At 36.0% G+C, this 20097-nt stretch carries 20 protein-coding genes, 3 riboswitches and 1 other annotated feature; of the genes, 3 read left to right on the top strand and 17 right to left on the bottom strand.

All coding sequences use genetic code 11. The annotated features are described in order from the left end of the window. Positions 1–32 precede the first annotated feature (32 nt). From MKX31_RS05420 to gltP, 5 genes are all read right to left on the bottom strand, one after another. Positions 33–695, bottom strand: coding sequence for a PspA/IM30 family protein (locus tag MKX31_RS05420; RefSeq protein ID WP_098111205.1), 663 nt, complete (start codon positions 693–695; stop codon positions 33–35). A gap of 67 nt (positions 696–762) precedes the next feature. Continuing rightward, positions 763–1119: a lmo0954 family membrane protein gene (locus MKX31_RS05415; protein ID WP_064476652.1), complete on the bottom strand. Its 357-nt coding sequence runs from the start codon at positions 1117–1119 to the stop codon at positions 763–765. A gap of 229 nt (positions 1120–1348) precedes the next feature. After that, positions 1349–2665 carry a Na+/H+ antiporter NhaC family protein gene (locus MKX31_RS05410; protein ID WP_064476694.1) on the bottom strand — a complete coding sequence of 439 codons (1317 nt, stop codon included), beginning with the start codon at positions 2663–2665 and terminating at the stop codon, positions 1349–1351. Between the two features lie 94 nt (positions 2666–2759). Then, positions 2760–2865: riboswitch (SAM riboswitch) on the bottom strand. A gap of 120 nt (positions 2866–2985) precedes the next feature. Beyond that, positions 2986–3504, bottom strand: a complete 519-nt coding sequence (locus tag MKX31_RS05405; RefSeq protein ID WP_088048387.1) for a DUF402 domain-containing protein — start codon at positions 3502–3504, stop codon at positions 2986–2988. 66 nt (positions 3505–3570) lie between these two features. Next, positions 3571–4842: a glutamate/aspartate:proton symporter GltP gene (gltP, locus tag MKX31_RS05400; RefSeq protein WP_064476654.1), complete on the bottom strand. Its 1272-nt coding sequence runs from the start codon at positions 4840–4842 to the stop codon at positions 3571–3573. 493 nt (positions 4843–5335) lie between these two features. Between gltP and MKX31_RS05395 the strand changes: the two genes are divergently transcribed. Continuing rightward, positions 5336–6607, top strand: a complete 1272-nt coding sequence (locus tag MKX31_RS05395; protein ID WP_340980247.1) for a murein hydrolase activator EnvC family protein — start codon at positions 5336–5338, stop codon at positions 6605–6607. A 102-nt stretch (positions 6608–6709) separates the two neighbouring features. After that, positions 6710–6871 carry a hypothetical protein gene (locus tag MKX31_RS05390; protein ID WP_001096003.1) on the top strand — a complete coding sequence of 54 codons (162 nt, stop codon included), beginning with the start codon at positions 6710–6712 and terminating at the stop codon, positions 6869–6871. A 30-nt stretch (positions 6872–6901) separates the two neighbouring features. Here MKX31_RS05390 and MKX31_RS05385 read toward each other — a convergent pair whose 3' ends face one another. From MKX31_RS05385 to MKX31_RS05330, 12 genes are all read right to left on the bottom strand, one after another. Continuing rightward, on the bottom strand, positions 6902–8257 hold the full coding sequence (locus MKX31_RS05385; protein ID WP_064476656.1) for a sodium-dependent transporter: 1356 nt from the start codon (positions 8255–8257) through the stop codon (positions 6902–6904). Positions 8258–8368: 111 nt separating this feature from the next. Continuing rightward, positions 8369–8616, bottom strand: a binding site (T-box leader). A gap of 61 nt (positions 8617–8677) precedes the next feature. Then, a complete protein-coding gene (locus MKX31_RS05380) occupies positions 8678–9295 on the bottom strand; it encodes an NAD(P)-binding protein (RefSeq protein WP_098111202.1) in 618 nt (205 codons plus the stop codon). After that, the gene (locus tag MKX31_RS05375) at positions 9270–10025 is read right to left on the bottom strand and encodes a sirohydrochlorin chelatase (protein WP_340980245.1); all 756 of its coding nucleotides are present in this window, start codon (positions 10023–10025) and stop codon (positions 9270–9272) included. Before MKX31_RS05375 ends, MKX31_RS05380 begins: the two co-directional genes overlap by 26 nt. Position 10026: 1 nt before the next feature. Further along, the gene (gene cobA / locus MKX31_RS05370; RefSeq protein ID WP_000521275.1) at positions 10027–10803 is read right to left on the bottom strand and encodes a uroporphyrinogen-III C-methyltransferase; all 777 of its coding nucleotides are present in this window, start codon (positions 10801–10803) and stop codon (positions 10027–10029) included. Between the two features lie 85 nt (positions 10804–10888). Next, positions 10889–11089: a DUF3906 family protein gene (locus tag MKX31_RS05365; RefSeq protein ID WP_064476658.1), complete on the bottom strand. Its 201-nt coding sequence runs from the start codon at positions 11087–11089 to the stop codon at positions 10889–10891. Positions 11090–11099: 10 nt separating this feature from the next. After that, the gene (locus MKX31_RS05360) at positions 11100–12722 is read right to left on the bottom strand and encodes a nitrite/sulfite reductase (RefSeq protein ID WP_088048384.1); all 1623 of its coding nucleotides are present in this window, start codon (positions 12720–12722) and stop codon (positions 11100–11102) included. An 11-nt stretch (positions 12723–12733) separates the two neighbouring features. Further along, positions 12734–13327, bottom strand: a complete 594-nt coding sequence (cysC, locus tag MKX31_RS05355) for an adenylyl-sulfate kinase (protein ID WP_048561381.1) — start codon at positions 13325–13327, stop codon at positions 12734–12736. Positions 13328–13339: 12 nt separating this feature from the next. Continuing rightward, entirely contained in the window at positions 13340–14476 is a 1137-nt protein-coding gene (gene sat / locus MKX31_RS05350; RefSeq protein WP_064476660.1) for a sulfate adenylyltransferase, read from the bottom strand. 38 nt (positions 14477–14514) lie between these two features. After that, complete coding sequence (locus MKX31_RS05345) at positions 14515–15219, bottom strand: phosphoadenylyl-sulfate reductase (RefSeq protein ID WP_064476661.1); 705 nt, start codon at positions 15217–15219, stop codon at positions 14515–14517. A gap of 86 nt (positions 15220–15305) precedes the next feature. Further along, positions 15306–15449, bottom strand: coding sequence for a YezD family protein (locus MKX31_RS05340; RefSeq protein ID WP_000116163.1), 144 nt, complete (start codon positions 15447–15449; stop codon positions 15306–15308). A 72-nt stretch (positions 15450–15521) separates the two neighbouring features. Continuing rightward, a riboswitch (SAM riboswitch) is annotated at positions 15522–15630 on the bottom strand. Positions 15631–15747: 117 nt separating this feature from the next. Next, the gene (gene lysA / locus MKX31_RS05335; protein WP_064476662.1) at positions 15748–17064 is read right to left on the bottom strand and encodes a diaminopimelate decarboxylase; all 1317 of its coding nucleotides are present in this window, start codon (positions 17062–17064) and stop codon (positions 15748–15750) included. A gap of 178 nt (positions 17065–17242) precedes the next feature. After that, positions 17243–17424, bottom strand: a riboswitch (Lysine riboswitch). 89 nt (positions 17425–17513) lie between these two features. Continuing rightward, positions 17514–17909, bottom strand: a complete 396-nt coding sequence (locus tag MKX31_RS05330) for a DUF3888 domain-containing protein (RefSeq protein ID WP_001228833.1) — start codon at positions 17907–17909, stop codon at positions 17514–17516. 253 nt (positions 17910–18162) lie between these two features. On the opposite strand from MKX31_RS05330, the gene MKX31_RS05325 reads away from it, so the two are divergent. Continuing rightward, positions 18163–20049, top strand: a complete 1887-nt coding sequence (locus MKX31_RS05325; RefSeq protein ID WP_088048383.1) for an LTA synthase family protein — start codon at positions 18163–18165, stop codon at positions 20047–20049. Positions 20050–20097: the final 48 nt, after the last annotated feature.

Genomic DNA, 20097 nt, shown 5'->3' with positions numbered 1-20097 from the left:
ATATCATAAGCCTGTTTTATAATATACTACTATTATTTTGTTAACTCTTTCGTTAACGATACATCATTCTTCTCTTTCATTTCACGCTCAAGCTTTGCAATCTTCATATCAAATGTGTCACGTTCATGCTCCTCATTTATACGAGATTCTAAGTCGCAAATATGATCTTCAATTTCTTCAAAGCGTAAGAACGGATTATTTTCATCCATTTTATGCATCGCTGTATTCATACGACGATTTGCATGTGCCATATTTTCACGTGCCATTAATTCCATACGTTTTGCATGCATTTCTTTTAATTTATTTTTCATCTCAGCAAGACGACGCTCTAACTCATCAATTTGATCTACAACACCTGCATACATTTCTTCTAATCGAGTTACTTGCCCTTCATAATACGCTACTTCTTCTAACGCACGCTCATGTAGTTGTAATTCGCCTGCTTCTTGAGCGACGATCGCTTGCTTTGATCTTTTATTAACGAAATAACGTGCTTGCTCAAGCTCACGAGCGAAATTAGATTTTAATGTTTTGTGGCGCTCAATTAACTTCTCAATTTTTATTATTTCACGCTCACTATCGCGTAAATATTGGTTTAACATCGCGATTGGATTCTTTCTTTCTTTCTCATCTAACACATTATGAAAATCTGCTAAAATTGCATCGCGTACACGTCCGAATAAAGATTGTTTCATTATAATCTTCCTCTCTTCTACTTTATCAATTTGATTTGGTTTTTATTAATTTTTTATTAGTTTTTTATTAGTTTTTCATTAACTTGTTCCACTCATCTTCAAAGTTGCTATATGGTTTAGAACTTTCTGGTGCAGAATCAACAACTACATTTTTTTCTTTTTTCCACTCACGGTATCCGTAGTATAAAACTACTAATGCTGCGATACCGATTAATGCTGGGGAGTGCGAAAGTGCGATGGACAAGCCGATCAAACCTACAATACCCCAAGCTAACTTTCCAAAAAATGATTGTGCTCGCACAAATGATTTATAGCTCCAGTACACAACTCCTGCTCCGATTGCGAATCCTACAATACCAGCAAGACTACCAAGAGCAATTAAAGCCAAAATAGCGGCCGCGATAAACGCTAGAAATTGTTTCATCTTGTGCTTGCCTCCCTTCGATTTGATACTCTTATCTTAACTATTTTTTCACTTTTCCATAACGAGCTTAAGAACCGTTTTCGACTCAGACTTAAGACTGAGTTGCATTCAGCCTTTTGTAAAAATATGCGGTAGGATAGGATGATTCACTCTTTTATTGCACATAAAAAGCCGTACAGAGAACATTCTCTGTACGGCTTTCGTTACTATTCATAAACTTCATTTTAAATTATGCTGTTTTGTGATACTCTTTCTTTCCCGCTACTTTAGAAAACCTCGGGAAACCAATTAATATAGAAATGATTCCACATACTCCAACTAAGATTGGATAAAACGCATATGGTAACAATTCAATCGGAGATAACGCCGCAAATCCTGCTGCCGTTAACATTTGCGCACCATACGGAATTAATCCTTGCACACAGCATGAGAAAAGATCTAATACACTCGCTGATTTACGAGGGTCAATTTCATATTGATCTGCAATGTTTTTCGCAAGCGGACCTGTAAAGATAATAGAAATCGTATTATTCGCTGTACACATATTCGTCAGACTCACTAAGCCAGCAATACCGAACTCTGCTCCTTTTTTCGAACGAATGTTACGCGTTAAAAGATTCATTAAATATTGAATGCCACCGTTATATTGAATCAGTTCGACCATACCACCAATTAAAATAGCAAGTAATACTAACTCCATCATACCGCCCATTCCAGACGTTACACTTTTAAAGAAACTCTCTAACGTGTAACTTCCATCTAAAAGACCGATAACGCCAGATAGTACAGTTCCACCAGTTAACACAATAAGTACATTCCAACCAAGCAATGCTGTAATAAGTACTCCTGCATACGGTAAAATCTTTATCCAGTCAAAGCTATGCGCTTTAATCTGCGTATCGCTTCCTAAAGTAATGATTACTAATAGTACAATTGTAATAATAGCCGCTGGTAATACAATTAAAAAGTTCGTTTTAAACTTATCTTTCATTTCTGTTCCTTGCGAACGTACAGCTGCGATTGTTGTATCTGAAATAAATGATAAATTATCACCAAACATCGCTCCGCCAACAACGGTAGCCATCGTAAGTGCAATTGAGATATCAGTTTGCCCACTAATACCTACAGCAATCGGTGCTAATGCAGCAATCGTTCCCATTGAAGTTCCCATCGCTAATGAAATAAATGCCCCTATAACAAAAATTCCAGCTACGATAAACCCTTGCGGTAAAATTGATAACGCTAGGTTAACTGTAGAATCAACGCCGCCCATCCCTTTTGCCGTTTCAGAAAATGCTCCTGCAAGCACAAAAATTAGAACCATAATCATAATATCTGGGTTCCCTGCACCTTTAGCAAATCGTTCTACTTTTACATTAAAGCTTTCTTTACGATTCATTGCTAAAGCGACCCCTACAGCAATTGAAATTGCTACAAGTATCGGCAATTTATAGAAATCACCTGTAATAATTCCAGAACCAATAAATAGCGCCAAAAATATCCCAAGCGGTAATAAAGCCAAACCATTTCCTCTCGTTTCTTTCAAAGTACCATCTCTCCCTAGTTTCAACCTTTTTCTAATGAATAACAAAAGACCTCTTCCAATGAGAAGAGGTCTTATACATCTATAAGAAACACTCTTCTCATCTTTCAAGCACATGCTTGCTGGATTTGGCACAGCACTCTGAAATCGAGTCCGCTGCCGAGGCATCGTAGGGCCAGTCCCTCCGCCTCTCTTTATAAGAAGGTTTCATATTTATTTTTTAATAATAATTTCTTCCCTAACTTTACTCGCTTACAAAACAAAAGTCAATTATTTTTTGTATAGATTTTTTTGGTAATTATGCAAAAATTTGAATACAACAATCATTTTAACTTTTTGATTTCTTCTTCCAATATTGAAATCCAATAATATTCATTATTTTTTATTGCATCTATTATCCATTTCGTAGTGTACCAAGCTAACTCATACTCTTCTTTTGTAACATCGCTACTTTTATAAGCATCCTCTAGCTCATCTTCATCCAATATATACATTTTACCGTTCGGTAATAACACTACATCTAAATATAAATCATCAAAATACGGTAAACCACGGTCGTCAATTTTATATTCTTTCGCCACATCGATATAATATTGCACTAATTTTTTCTGATCATCTAACATAGCTGTAATCGCAAAGTTTTTCCCGTCTATGAAATATTGAATCCACGTATATTGATTCCCTGCGATACAAAGTTCTTTACCATCATATTCTTTACAACTAGGTTCTCTTACCTTTTTTATTTCTAATATTCCTAGCATTCCTTCTTCTACTTGCTTAACCGTATAATTCTTCTCTATTAGTCGCTTCCACGAAGAACCGTCACCATATTTACGTTTCATTACGTCCGCTCCCCTTCTATATAGAAAAGCCCCCACATATTATGTGAGAGCTTGTTCAAATTATAATTAAGCTGCTTGCTTATTAGAAATTTCTTTCAAGTAGGCTTGTCCTTTTTCAGCGTCATACTGACCTTCCCACTTAGACATAACTACAGCTGCTAAAGAGTTACCTACAACGTTAACTGCTGTACGAGCCATATCTAAAATACGGTCAATACCAGCGATGAATGCTAAACCTTCAGGTGGAATACCTACTGTACCAAGTGTCGCTAATAATACAACGAATGATACGCCCGGTACGCCTGCGATACCTTTTGATGTTACCATCAATACAAGTAATAATGTAATTTGTTGTGTAATAGATAAATCAATACCGTACATTTGCGCTAAGAAAATAGCCGCAATTGCTTGATATAAAGTTGATCCATCTAAGTTAAATGAATAACCTGTCGGAATAACGAAAGATGTAATTGCTTTCGGACAACCGAACTTCTCCATTTTCTCCATGATTTTCGGTAAAACTGTTTCTGAACTAGCTGTAGAATATGCTAAAATCAGCTCGTCTTTTAAAATCTTAAAGAATTGGAAAATGTTAATTCCAAATATTTTCGCTGTAAGTCCTAATACGACTACAACGAAGAAAATCATTGCTCCGTATACTACAATTAATAATTTCCCTAATGGAATTAATGAAGCGAGACCAAATGTAGAAACTGTAACTCCAATTAGCGCAAACACACCAAATGGTGCAAATTTCATAACCTGGTTCGTTACGTAAAACATTGCATCAGCTACACCTTGGAAAAATTGAAGAACCGGTCTTCCTCTTTCACCAATTGCTGCTACACCTAAACCAAATAGTACAGAGAAGAAGATAATAGCAAGCATATCTCCGTCAGCTAATGACTTCATAATGTTCGTTGGAACAATATTTACAAATGTATCTGCAAAGGAATGACTTTGCACTTGCTCTGTCGTATGTGTATATTTCGAAATATCTGTCTTTGTTAACTGCTCCATATTTACGCCTTTTCCAGGTTGGAAAATATTCGCAATCAATAGACCGACAATAATTGCAATTGTTGTAATAATTTCAAAATAAAGAATTGTTTTTCCGCCTAGTCGACCTAATTTTTTAACATCGCCAACACCAGCAACCCCAACAACAATACTTGCTACAACAATCGGTACAACGATCATTTTAATTAATCGGATGAAAATATCACCAATTGGTTGTAAGTAACTCACCACTGCCGGATTGCCAAAGAAAATCGCCCCAACTGCAATACCAAGCGCAAGTCCTATTAATATTTGCCATGCAAGTCCTATTCTTTTCATATTTGTTGTAACCCCCTCTTCGATGTGTCACTCTATCTCTCATTCTATCTCTATAAAACTCGAAATTAAGAGTATTACATATTATTCGACAATTCACTACATTTTGTCCCTGTTAAAAATCATAAATCAAAATTTAAAATCTGACAACAAAATAACTTTGCCCGAATGCAAATAATTTTCTTGACAAAAACAAAACCCATGTCAGAAAACCTCACATGAGAACGATTCCTTATCAGTGTTTCATTGGATTCCTGTCTACTATTTTACTATATAAAACAAATATATTTTTCCTTTATTTTACAACAAAATCCAAAAAATACATCCTTGTTGAACGAATAAAAAAGCGCATCCAACATGACAATTATCATTAAAAAATGATAATTTCCGACAAAACTTAGCAATTTTATAAAATTTTCTTTACATTATGGTTACAACGATAGACACTCTTCTTCTTATGATATATAACATTCATAGGGAAAGGAGCCAGACAACTATGAAAAAGAAATTTGCGGCGTTTAGTGTTTTAGCAGTAGGAACGATTTTTGTTTCTCCACTACTTTCACCCGTATACGCTGAAACGAATCAAGATAAATTATCTAATATTCAATCTGAATTAGAAGGAAAACAAAATGACTTACAAAATAAATCAGCTGAGAAAGAACAAATAGAAAAAGAAATTCAAGAATTACAAAAGAAAATTGACGACTTAACTACTTCTATTAATAAAAACGAAGCTGAATTAAACGATACAAAAAAAGAAATTAACAAAACACAACAAGTAATTACTGAAAAAAAGAAACATATAGAGCAATTACAAACAAACATAGATACGCGTCAGGAAGTTATTAAGCAACGTTTACAATCTATGCAAGAAAAACCTCGTACAAATATCATTACAGAGGTAATAACAACTTCTACAAACATTGCTGATCTTGTTGATAATATGTACTCTGTAAGTTTAATTTTAAACAACGATACTGATATTGTGAAAAAACAAACAACTGATCAAAATGCTGTGACGAAAGAAAAAGAGGCTGTTGAGAAAAAAGAGCAACAACTAAAAGACGCTGAACAGAAATTAGTTCAAAAACAACAAGAGTTGCAAACGAATCAACAACAACAGCAAACATTTATTAGCGATCTACATACGAAAGTAGCAAAAGTAGATTCAGAGATTGATGGGTTAGAAGAATCCAAAGGTATTCTAGAAAATCAGCGTCAAGCTGTTCAAAAAGCAATTGAAGAAGAAAAGCGTGCCGAAGAGGCTCGTAAAGCTGAGGAAGCTCGCAAGGCAGAAGAAGCTCGTAAACAAGCTACTACATCTGCTCAAACAGCTCAAGCAGCTCCAACACCACACGATACAAATATTGGCGGATTTATTAAGCCAGCAGCTGGATCAAAAACTTCTGGCTTTGGTGTGCGCTCTATAGATAACCATAAAGGAATCGATATCGCAGCTTCAGGAACCGTTCCAATTATTGCCGCCGCTGACGGCGTTGTTATCCGCTCGGAATTATCATCTAGTTACGGAAACGTTGTGTATTTATCTCACCGTATAAACGGAAAAACATATACGACAGTATATGCTCATATGAGTAGCCGTTCTGTATCAAATGGACAAACCGTAAAACAAGGCACTCAACTTGGATTTATGGGGAACACTGGCCAATCATACGGACAACATTTACACTTCGAACTTCACCTTGGAGAATGGAATGTCGGCAAGACAAATGCAGTTGATCCATCTCCTTATATCGGATTATAGAAAAAAACTCGGTGCACACCGAGTTTTTTCTATACCCTTCACACAATATAGGCATTCCACATAGACTACAACTAAACGCCTATATTTTACGGGGTGAATTATATGAATACACAATTACAACAAAAAATAGAAGAGGCTAGAGAAACTTACATCGGCCGGCTATTTACATTTGGCGGCTCAGCATTATTTTTAATCGGATCATTTATCGCAGTCGTCACAGCCTATAAAGCATATAATCGTTTATTAAATACACCTACAACATAATAAAAAGACGGAGAAATCTCCGTCTTTTTATTATGCAAACATTTTAAATACGCCTATCGCATTTAAAAATACAATAATTACAGTTACTGGAATAACATAACGAAGCAAGAAGAACCAAATATTAAATAATGTTTTACCTTTCGTTTCCGTAACTTCTAATTCTTTCATTAACATCTCTTTACTCATTTTATTTGGTACGAATAGCGAAATGGCTAGTACTCCGAGTGGCAGCAATACATTACTTACCGAAAAATCGACGAAATCAAAGAATGTCTTACCAAATATTTTCACATCACTCATAATTCCAAACGATAATGCTGACGGGATTCCAACTGCAAAAATAAGAATACCAATTAATAATGATGCTGACGGACGCTTTTTCTCATTATCTTTCGCAACAGATGCTACTACAATTTCAAGCATGGAAATAGCAGATGTTAACGTTGCAAAGAAGAATAAAACTAAAAACATAATGAAGAAAAATTGTCCAAATGGTATTTTCGCAAATACTGCCGGAAGGACGATAAACAGTAGTCCTGGTCCTTCAGTCGGCTTAACGCCTAATGCGAAAATCGCCGGGAAAATTGCTAATCCTGCAAGTACTGTAACAAAAACCGTTAAACTTACAATAGATGTTGCTGATTTAGCTAAATGTTCTTCTTTCTTCAAGTACGAACTATACGTGACCATTACTGAGGCACCTACTGTTAGTGAGAAGAACGATTGTCCCATCGCGTATAAAATCGTATCTGCTGTCAGCTTTGAAAAATCTGGTTTCAAGAAGAACTCTACCCCAGCAAAAGCACCATCAAGTGTTAAAGCACGAACTATGATTGCAATAAACAAAATAAATAATAGCGGCATCATATACTTACTTGCCTTTTCTATTCCCTTCTCTACACCTTTACTTACTACAAAAATAGTACAAAGCATAAAGATAAATTGCGCTCCAATCGCACTTACTGGATTTGAAATCGTTTCACCAAATAATTTTCCATAATCAACAACACCATTCCAGAAACTTCCTGTAACACTATAGTATAAATACAGTAAAATCCATCCACCTACAACACTATAGAAAGAGAGTACACTAAAACAAGTTACAACTCCCATACGACCAATCCAAGGATATACTTTACTATTTGGTACTAGTACTTTATAAGCTGTAACCGCCTCTTTTTGAGTGCTACGTCCAATAACAAACTCCGCTAATAGTAAAGGCATACCTATAAATAAAGTTAATAGTAAAAATACAAGGAAGAATGCGCCTCCCCCACCATTACCTGCAACATATGGAAATTTCCATATGGCACCAAGACCTACTGCGGCTCCGGCTGCTGCGAGTACAAAGCCTATTTTCGACGTCCATTGCTGTGTTTCTTTCATCATAAATTCTCCTTTTCTGAATATTTAAACTTTTATTAATTATACACTTTCATTTCATACTCGCACACCTCCTTTAGAAAATAAAAAAGTCCCCTACACGCAAATATGCATGTAGAGGACGATATATGTAATGTAAATACCGTGGTACCACCTCAATTGGATTGATAAATCCCACTTGTTCAAGTACAGGAAAACTCCGATACTCTATCCTTTTAACGGCGGAACCCGGGTTGCCTACTACAATGTTCAACATACCTCTCGCAAGCCCATTCTGTATATTTTATCGTACCGGGCTCCCACCTTACCCCAGCTCTCTGAACGTATCAAATATACATACTCTTCTTGCTCATCGATTTCATTTATTGAAGTTACTTGTGATTATAAATTATATTTTTATAGTTGTAAAGTACAATTTATTCATTATCCTATATGAACTCTTCTCTCTAATTCTTGTAAAAACAATTTTCTTTTTTGTTCATTTTGAACATATATCGACTTTAATACTTCTTGCAACAATGTATTTCTCTCTCTTTTCTCTATTTGTAATTCTTTCACTTTTATTCTAACTTCGTATAAAAAATCAAGATACGATTCATACGCCTCATCATATTTATTTGCGATATCATCACGGATTTTTTTTGCCAATTTCGGACTTGCTCCTCCAGTAGAAACAGCCACATTCAGTAATCCACGATGAATCGCCGCCGGAAAATGAACATTGCCACTTTCCGGGTTCGTAATAACATTTACTAATTGATTTTCTGTGCTATCTTCAGCAATTTGTTCATTTAATACGGCATCACTACTCGCTGCAACAACTAAAAAAGCACCTTGAATATCACTTTTTTCATACTCCCTTTGATACCAACGAATTTGCTTTTCTTCCACTAGTTTCACTAAATTCGCATCCAATTCAGGACTTATCACAATTATATCCGCACCTTGTTTTAGTAAAGGAATAATTTTAAATCCCGCGACTTTTCCTCCACCAATGACAACAACACGTTTCTTCTCAACTCGCACTGTAAGTGGATACATATTGATCTCCCTTCAATAATTTCTTCGTTTTCTGAATTAACATATATTGAAACGCTTCATTTTTTCCTAAATACGGACTTATTTTTATCTCATCCGACTCATATTGGCGCACTTCTTTTTCAATATGTTTCATAAGTAAACCTGTAAATAATAAGTAAGGCAATACAACGATATTCTTTTCTTTTCGTTCAACAACTTCCTTTAACTTCTCCTCAAATTTTGGCTCGGCAGCCGCTAAATAACAAACCTCTACTTTTTTAATTTTCTCTTCATGTTGAAATAAAGAAGCGATCCAGTTTATATCTCTTAATACGTCAGGATCACTACTCCCTCTTGCAACGAGAAGTAGCGTTACTTCATCCTTATCTTCCTGTTCAATGCCACTTCCGCTATACACCGATTTAACAAGTGTTTCTGATACACCAAACGGGTTACCGTAGGTCACTTTAACATTCGAAAATTGATTATTTAACTTTTCCAATTCAAACGGTATATCTTTTTTCACATGACCTGCCGCTAATAAAAAAACTGGAATAACAATAATCTCTGTAACACCACGCTTCACACATGTACGGAACCCTTCATCAATCGTTGGACTCGCTAACTCTAAAAAACAAACTTCTTGAATACTTGCCTCTACACGGTTCATGCATGACGTAATAAATGCAACCGCTTCTTCTTTAGCTGCTTTCAAACGACTTCCATGACATATATATAAGATGGCTTTCATTTTATAACACTCCGCTTACTTGATACGTACTTTCTGTCTGTTTCTCAAACCAATGGATTTTTTCTCTAAAACGGACCACTTCTCCAATTACAATCATGCTCGGATTTTGAATTTGTTCTTTTTTCGCAACATCTACAATTGTTCCTAACGTCCCAACAACTGTGCGCTGCATTGATGTCGTTCCCCGCTCAATAATAGCCGCAGATGTACTTTTGTCTTTTCCATGCTTCATCAGTTGTTCACATATGTAGGGTAAATTGCTAACCCCCATATATACAGCTAAAGTCTCTACACCTTTCGCTAAATGTTCCCACTTCACTTCTTCCTCAACACCTTCTTTCCTATGCCCTGTCACAATAGCAAAACTTGCACTTGCATCACGATGTGTCACTGGAATGCCAGCATAAGCAGGAGCAGCTATTCCAGCTGAAATACCAGGAACGATTTCAAATGGTACACCTTGCTTTGCTAACGCTTCAGCTTCTTCGCCTCCTCTACCAAATACAAATGGATCGCCGCCCTTAAGCCTCGTTACAACTTTTCCCTTTTTCGCATATTTAATAAGAAACGTGTTAATCGTCTCTTGCTTCATCGTGTGATAATTTGGTAGTTTTCCGCAATAAATTAAATCTGCTTCAGGCTTTGCGTATGAAAGTAACTCTTTATTCACGAGACGGTCGTATAAAATAACGTCTGCCTTCTCAATACATTTCAACCCTTTCACAGTAATTAAATCTGGATCACCAGGACCTGCACCAACGATATAAACCTTCCCCATCATCTCTCCTCATTTCTACTATTAAAGTGAAACTTCCATCCTTATATACGAATGGAAGTTTTCATTATTTCCTATTACCTGTTCCCTACTCATGAATAACAAATGCCGCACCTTTTCGAATCTTCTTTTTTTCAAATAGAGAAATCTCCTTTACTTCTGGCAGCGGTAAAAAATGCTTTTCAAGCTCCATCTCCGCGAGCTTAAACGCCTGTTCTTCACTTTGAGCAACAACAACAATCGGAACAATACTATTTACTAACATAGCTTCAAATCGATATAAATCCATATTGTCCCTCCTAAGACGCTATTACTTCTTCTAACACGGTATTTAACACTCTTTGTAGTGTCTCTATACCAACACGACCGACAAAATCATAAAACGTTTCGGCTGGTAATTTATTCTCTTTGAAATAACTTATAAATGATGCAAGTACTTCAGGTAGGTCCTCACCATCTATTTTTCCTTTTAGCTTTTGATTGTAAGCCCCTCCATCTAACAACGTTCCACCTACATATATTTCAAATGCTTCAACAATTCCTTTTTCCTTCGTTTTCATTTTCACCCCTTGTAATCCAATGTCAGCAATTTGACGTTGACCACATGAATTCGGGCATCCTACCATATGAATACGAACTGGAACATCGAGTGCAATTTGTGTATCTAAGTATTCGGCAATTTTTCGCAATCTTTCTTTCGTTTCTACTAAAGCAAGATTGCAATATTCAATACCAGTGCAGGAAACCGCATGACCAATAAATGATTTCGGGCTTGCTGATATTGCTTCAAACAACGGCTCATTCAGTAAACCCGTTACATTTTCTGGCGGAACATTCGGAATAATGAAATTTTGAGAGTTGCATGTACGAATCTGTCCATTTCCATACCGCTTAGCAATTTTTGCAATCTCAAACATTTCTTTTGCATGTAAACGTCCTACCGGCACATTAAAACCTACATATTTAAGTCCATCTTGTTTTTGATCTTGAACACCATAAAAGTATCCAGCATTCCAACCTTTGAGAGCACTTTCTCCTTTACTTTGCAATGGTCCTGTATACTCTATTAGTTTCTCTTTAAATTTCTCTGCTCCCCAGTCTGCAACTAGAAATTTCAAACGGGCTAAATGACGTTTTTCACGGTATCCAAAATCACGGAATATCGTCGCAATCGCAATCGCTACCGTCTTCACTTCTTCTGGTAAAACGAATACATCTAATTCATCAGCTAAATATGGACGAGCTGATAATCCACCACCTACTTTTATATGAAAACCAACTTTTTTCTCACCATCTATTTCTTTCGTAGCAGGTGTAAATGCAACACAGTTAATCTCTGCGTTTGCTGAATTATAAATGTTAGAACTAATAGACATTTTAAATTTACGTGGTAAGTTAGAAAACTCCTCATTATGTTGGAAATAGTCATATACCTCTTTCACAATACCAGTTGTATCAAACAGTTCATTTGCATCAATGCCAGCAAGTGGATTCCCTGTAATATTACGCGTTATATCACCACACGCCCCTGCTGAAGATAACCCAACTCTTGCCAATCTTTTAAAAATATCTGGAATTTGATGAATTTCTAACCAGTGAAACTGAATCGCCTGTCTTGTCGTAATATCTATTACGTCACGTCCATAATCCTCAGCGATAGAAGCAAGCACTTCTGCCTGTGCATTCGTAATAATCCCCGAAGGAATATTTACACGCATCATAAAATAACCAGCTTCTTTCGGTCTTTGTAAATATAACCCTGCCCATTTGAATGCGTCCCACTCTTCTTTCGGAATAGATTCGAAGCCATTCTCTGCATAGTAAGGAATATCATTAAAGATTTCCAATCCATCTTTTTTTAATTTATTTTTCTCAGTCTGATTTAATTTTTCATTGCTAGCCCATACTTTTTCATAACTCATTTTTTATCCCCCTATATAAAACTACGCTCTTGTAAGTACTTCACGATTTGTTCTGCACATTCTTCAATAGAATACTTGTGCGTTTCTACAATTAATTCCGCTTTCTCCGGTTCCTCATACGGTGAATCAACACCAGTAAATTCTTTAATATCACCTTGTCTTGCTTTTTTATAAAGCCCTTTCGGATCACGCTTTTCACACTCTTCAATTGGACATTTTACAAACACTTCTATAAACTCATCTGCTGCTAATAAATCTCTTACTTGTTTTCGGTCTACTCGAAACGGTGAAATAAACGCTGTAAGAACAACAGTGCCTTGATCTACGAATAGCTTCGCCACTTCGCCAATCCTTCTTATATTTTCCATACGATCACTTTCAGAAAAACCTAAGTCTTTATTTAAACCGTGGCGTACATTATCCCCATCTAGTACATAGTTTCCAATATTCTTTTCAAATAGTTTACGAGCAACCGCGTTCGCCACCGTAGATTTACCTGAAGCTGATAGACCAGTAAACCAAACTACAAAACTATGATGCCCATTTCTTACTCTTCTCTCATCTTTTGAAACAGATGCTGTATGCCAAGTAATATTCGTGTCCATGTCATTCTCTCCCTATTCTGTTACTACTTCTTTTTTCAAACCTTTAATTAGCACTTCCACTACTTCTTTACGACTAAATGTACTTGGCGGAACCTCACCGTTTCGTAATAGTTCTCTTACTTTCGTACCCGATAAAATAACATGATCTTCTTTGCCGTGCGGGCATGTTTTCGTCGAAGCCATCGCTTCACATTTCGTGCAGTAAAAACTATGTTCAAAAAATAACGGTGTAATTCCTAACTCTTCCACTGTAAAGTTTGTAAAAATTTCTTGTGCTTCATACGTACCGTAATAATCTCCTACCCCTGCATGATCGCGTCCTACAATAAAGTGAGTACATCCAAAATTCTTTCTAACTAATGCATGGAATATTGCTTCCCTCGGTCCTGCGTAACGCATTGCTGCAGGAAATACCCCTAAAAAGACACGCTCTTTCGGATAATAGTTTTGAAGTAATACTTCATAGCTTTCCATCCTTACATCAGCAGGAATATCGTCCGACTTCGTTTCCCCAACTAAAGGGTTTAAAAAGAGACCATCTACAATTTCAAGAGCAGATTTTTGAATATACTCATGAGCACGATGTACCGGGTTTCTCGTTTGAAATCCGACTACTGTTTTCCAACCACGTTTTTTAAATTCTTCTCTCGTTTCAATTGGATCTAAATGATAAGAAGGAAACGGATTATTTTCAAAGCGTTTTGTAAGAATAATAGCTCCACCGACATAAACGTTCGGTCGCTCATATAACTTCTTCACTCCTGGATGAGCCTCATCCGTCGTTTTATATACAAGTAACGCTTCTTTTTCTTTATCTGGTACAAAAATATCTTCTATTTGAATGACACCATATATATTTCCATCACTGACAAGCTTTACTTCCTCTCCAATTTTTAGACTCTCTGCTACTTCTTCTGTTACCGGTAATGTAATGGGGATACTCCAAACGCTCCCATTAGCTAAACGAATCGTTTCTACGACCGAATCGTAATCTTTCTTTCCTAAAAAACCTGTAAGTGGGCTATATCCCCCTGTCGCTAATAGCTCTAAATCACTTAATGCAATGTTGTCTAGTTGAATTTCTTTTTTAATTTGTGATACGTCATATGTCTCGTCTATTCGATTTATTAATTCGTTTCTTGTACTCATTTTCAGTACCCTCTCTTAGCTTTATTTTCAAATTCATCTTATTGGTAATGAAGACCACATTCTGTTTTCACTTTCCCGGCCCATCTACCATCTCTCGAATTGCCACCCTCTCCTACAGGTAACGTACATTTCTCACACCCAATACTTGGATATCCAACATCATGCAGCGGGTTATACGGCAAGCTATGTTTGTATACATATCGCCACACTTCTTTCCACGTCCAATGAATGAGTGGACAAACTTTAATAGATTGAAAGCGATGATCTTGATTTATAAACTTTGTATGCTTACGTGTTTCTGATTGTTCCCTCCTTAAGCCCGAAATCCACGCTTTTTCCGCTGCTAATGATTTTTCTAACGGTAAAATTTTTCTAATTTTACAACAAAGGTTCGGATTACTTTCCCATAATTTCTCACCATGTAACTTCGCTTGTTCATCAAGCGTAAGTTCCGGCTGTTTTTCTATAATATTTAATGAAGGAAATCGTTCCCGCACTTTTTGAATTAATTCATACGTTTCTCGAAAATGAACATTTGTATCTAAAAATACAACTTTAGCAGATGGATTTACTTGGTTTATAAGATGCAGTAATACCATCCCTTCCACTCCGAAGCTACATGCGTATACAATTTCACTTTTATATTCTTTATAAGCCCAACTTAATACTGATAGCGCGCCTTTCGTTTCATCTTCTTCTGAAAATGAAACATTATTTTCTTCCCACGTTTCATACGTCAACATGTTCTTTCCCCCTGTAAAAGCAAAAAGACGGTTTTAACCTAATATAATAGGTTAAAACCGCCTCTAGTTTTTCTAGTCAGCGCTTTTTACTTTAAACGTACCTTTTCACTTTTCTCTAATTGAATGACTTTCCCATCTTGCACAACAATTGTAATTGAACCATATTTCATATCAGCAAGCATCGCTTGAATTTTCTCAGATACTTCCTCAAAATGTTCCCGTACACTCACGCGAACAGCCCCCCTTTTTATTCATAAAAAAAATCTTTCCCATTTCGAAAAGACTGTTCGGTAATATATTTTACCTTATCTTTCAAAATGGATTCCATTTTGCTGGATTTAGCACCTTGCTTTCTATAAGCAGGTTGCCGAGCTTCGTCGGGCCAGTTCCCTCCGCTTCTCTTGATAAGCTTTGTATTTGTATTTTATCACAATTCTGATTTTTTTCAATCCTAGTTTTCCGATATATTTTAATTATTTTATTTTATAAAAAAGGAATTGCCCATCCGAACAACTCCTTTTTCCTCATTTAAACAAGTTCTTTAATACGTATGCGATCGTTCCCAATAATATTTTCATATGTTTCGCGCTCTACAACAATTTGTGATGTGCCGCCTTTCGCGAAGACGACAGCTGGTCTACGAATCCGATTATAATTATTCGCCATCGAGTACCCATATGCCCCTGTACAAGAAATTGCTAGTAAATCGGCAGCAGCAACTTTCGGTAGAGTAATATCCCAAATTAACATATCTCCACTCTCACAGCACTTCCCAGCAATCGAAACAAGTTCCTCATTCTCATCATTCCCTCGATTCGCTAACATCGCTTCATAACGAGCGTTATATAAAGCAGGTCTTAAATTATCAGTCATCCCACCATCCACTGATACATATTTCCGAATACCAGGAATGTCTTTCACAGATCCGACTGTATAAATTGTCGTTCCAGCATCCCCTACAATACTACGGCCTGGTTCAACCCATATTTCTGGAAGCGGATAATTACATACCGTAAATTGTTCCCTCACCGCACTTGTTACAGCTCGCACATATGTCTCAAGAGTTAATGGTGTATCTGACTCTGTGTAGCGTATTCCGAATCCTCCGCCTACATTTAATACTTTTACTACATAGTTCGCGCGCTCTCTCACTTGTTCTAAAAATTGATGAAGAACTTCAATCGCTCGAACAAATCCAGCCGTTTCAAATATTTGTGATCCGATATGTGAATGAATTCCTAACACATTATAATTTGATTTTTGTAAAGCAAACTCAATTGCTTGCATCGCTTGACCATTTGACACGCCAAATCCAAATTTCGAATCATCTTGACCTGTTGTAATATATTCATGTGTGTGCGCCTCTACTCCAGGCGTTACACGGATTAATATGTTCACAAATTTCCCATGTTGCACTGCTAAATCATGCAAAATTTCTAATTCTAAGAAATTATCTACGACAAAACAACCAATATTCGCCTGCAGAGCCATCACGATTTCTTCTTCTGTTTTATTATTGCCGTGAAAATGAATGCGCGATGCTGGAAATCCTGCTTGAAGCGCAGTATATAATTCTCCTCCAGAAACAACATCTAATGACATATTCTCTTCACGAGCTACTCGGCACATCTCCATGCACAAGAACGCCTTGCTTGCATATGCTACTTGATAAGAGAAACCACTTTCTTTAAACGCACGATGAAACGCACGGCACTTTCCTCGAATTGACTCTTCATCGTATACATAAAGTGGTGTTCCGTATTGTTTTGCTAGCTGCGTCGTATCGCACCCTCCAATTTCTAAGTGTCCTTGCCCATTGATTCGGCTTGTGCCGTGTAAATACATTTGAATTCCTCCCTTATTTCCTCTAAAACTCATAACCCCAATCTTCTATTCATTGCAGCACGCTTTTAGATAGACAAAAAACGCGCGGAACAATGTTCACACGCGTTTCTTATTAGGAAAAATATATAGAAAAAATAAACGAGTTGTTATCTCCTCAAAATAAGAAACCGCATCAACATCTCCAAATAGCTCTCCATAAAATAAATATTATGACAGTACTACATTTATTCAATGCAGTCCCAATATATGAATAAGGTGGTTATTCATATATTTCGGCAATAGTCCCTTTCAACCTATGATCACAGATTCCATTAAATCTCCCATAGCTTACTCTTTCCTATCGCGGCCTCTACCTTTGAGAGTAGATGAGGTAAGTCTATTTAATTTTCAAACATCTAATTGTTGCTATTAACAATACCAAAGGACCATTTTATTTGTCAAACAATTTTTTATATTGTTTTTTTACAGTTTAATTTCGTATCATTTGGTAAGCGCTTTACTGAAATCTTTGACACTTCCCATTCGCCTTCTTCATTATTAAATGTAATCGTTACCTTCTCAAATGGTGGAGCAATTTTCCCAGCAACTCGTTCATACTTCGTTACTTCAATACTTGCTTGAAATAAATATGTACCGCTATACACTTTTTTTAAACTAATAATTTTAGGACATTGATAAGGCTTCAAGCTCCCATATTGTTTTTCAATTGCTTTATTTATTTTCGGAAATAAAACAGAATAAAGGGCATCTTCCATAAGAGGTGCATCATATTGGGCTACCGACACACTCGGTGAAGCAAAAAGTATAACACTACTGCATACTATAAAATATAATAATTTTCGCATTATAACCTCCGTATTATTACACGATTCTTCTGCGCACGATAATTATCATACATAGAAACTCCGTTTTATTGTCTCCCACTGCCCTTTTTCTACTCAATTATTATAAAAAAGTCCACAACTCTCTTTTATTTTCGTATAATGATACTCATAGTATAATAAACATAATAACAAAGGACTGTTCGTATATATAAAATGAGGCGCTAATCAAACCGGCTCACAAGAACTGTCATGCTTTTTAGGAGAGGAGTATATTATGCTACAACGTCTGTTTCCAAAACTGCGATTTGCACTCGTTGCAGTCGTTTTATTATGGATAAAAACATATATTGTGTACAAGCTAGCATTTGATATTAAAATTGATAACTTCTTTGAAGAATTTATGCTTTTTATTAATCCACTAGCTGCGTTACTTTTATTTTTCGGTTTTGCTTTACTTGCATCTAAGCACCGAAACCGCATTATAGTTGGAATCAGTTTTATACTGTCCTTTATTTTATTTGGAAATGCAATGTTTTATGGGTTTTATAACGATTTCGTTACGTTCCCAGTTTTATTTCAAACAAATAATATGGCTGATTTAGGGACAAGTATAAAAGAACTCTTTACGTACAAAACATTACTTTTATTTGCAGATGCAATTATTTTAATGTTTCTTTCACGTAAATTCCCAGCATTTTGCGACAAGACGCCACTTTCTCGCTCTGAGAAGCGAACTTTCTTTAGCGGTGTAACAGCTCTATTAGCACTACAAATTGCCGTTTCAGTTATTTATAAGCCGCAAATGTTCTCACGCTCATTTGATCGTCAAACTGTCGTGAAAAATTTAGGCTTATACACATATCATCTATTTGATATTACACTTCAATCTAAATCTTCGGCTGAACGTGTATTTGCAAGTGGTGACGGGTTCTCTGAAATTAAAAACTATACAGACTCAAAAGATAAGCAAGTTGATAAAAACTTATTTGGAGCTGCAAAAGGTAAAAATGTCATTTTGATTTCAATGGAATCTACACAAAGTTTTGTTATTAATAAAAAAATAAATGGAAAAGAAATTACTCCATTTTTAAATGAATTTATTAAAGATAGTTTTTATTTCGATAACTTCTATCATCAAACAGGACAAGGTAAAACTTCTGATGCTGAATTTATCGTTGAAAATTCACTTTATCCGCTAGACCGCGGTTCTGTATTCTTTACTCACGCAACAAATGAATATACAGCTACACCAGAACAATTAAAAAAATACGGATATTCTTCTGCTGTCTTCCATTCCAACGATAAAACGTTTTGGAATCGTGATGTAATGTATCCTGCACTTGGATATGATCGTTACTTTAATTTAAATGATTACGTAGGCATAGAACAAATGTCTGTCGGTTGGGGATTAAAAGATAAAGAGTTCTTTGAACAATCGATTCCAAAGCTAAAATCTTTACCACAACCGTTCTATACAAAATTTATTACTTTAACAAACCATTTTCCATTTCTTCTAAATCCAGAAGATCAATATGTTGATGAGTTTAATTCGGAAAGTGGTGTTGTAAACCGCTACTTCCCAACCGTTCGTTACACGGATGAAGCTCTGAAATTATTTATTAAACAATTAAAAGAGGAAGGACTGTATGATAATTCCGTTATTGTCATTTATGGAGATCATTACGGTATTTCTGAAAACCATAATGCAGCTATGGCTCAGTTCCTTGGGAAAGACGCTATTACACCGTTTGATTCTATGCAATTACAACGCGTCCCTCTCATTATTCATGTACCTGGTCAAGAAGGAAAAGTCATTTCTAAAGTATCTGGTCAAATTGATATTAAACCAACGCTACTTCATTTACTTGGTGTTAAAACAAATCAATCAGTTGAATTTGGAACTGACCTATTTATTAAAGAAGAAGATCCACTTATGGTAATGCGTGATGGTAGCTTCGTTTCGGAAAACTATGTTTATACAAAAAACATGTGCTATAAACGAAATACAGGTGAAGAAGCGGACATTTCATTATGTCAACCAAATATTGAAAAAGCAAAAACTGAATTGAAACTTTCCGACAAACTCATTTATGGAGACTTATTACGTTTCGACCCTAACAATCGTTATAAAACCGGAACAATGACAACGAAATTTGAATAGCACCAGAAGCAACTTTTATAAAAGTTGCTTCTTTTTTTACTTATTTTT

This window comes from Bacillus sp. FSL M8-0063 (assembly GCF_038005545.1).
GTDB classification, from domain to species: domain Bacteria; phylum Bacillota; class Bacilli; order Bacillales; family Bacillaceae_G; genus Bacillus_A; species Bacillus_A wiedmannii.
The sequence above is the reverse complement of the archived record's forward strand: the minus strand, read 5'-3'. Positions and strand labels throughout refer to the sequence as shown.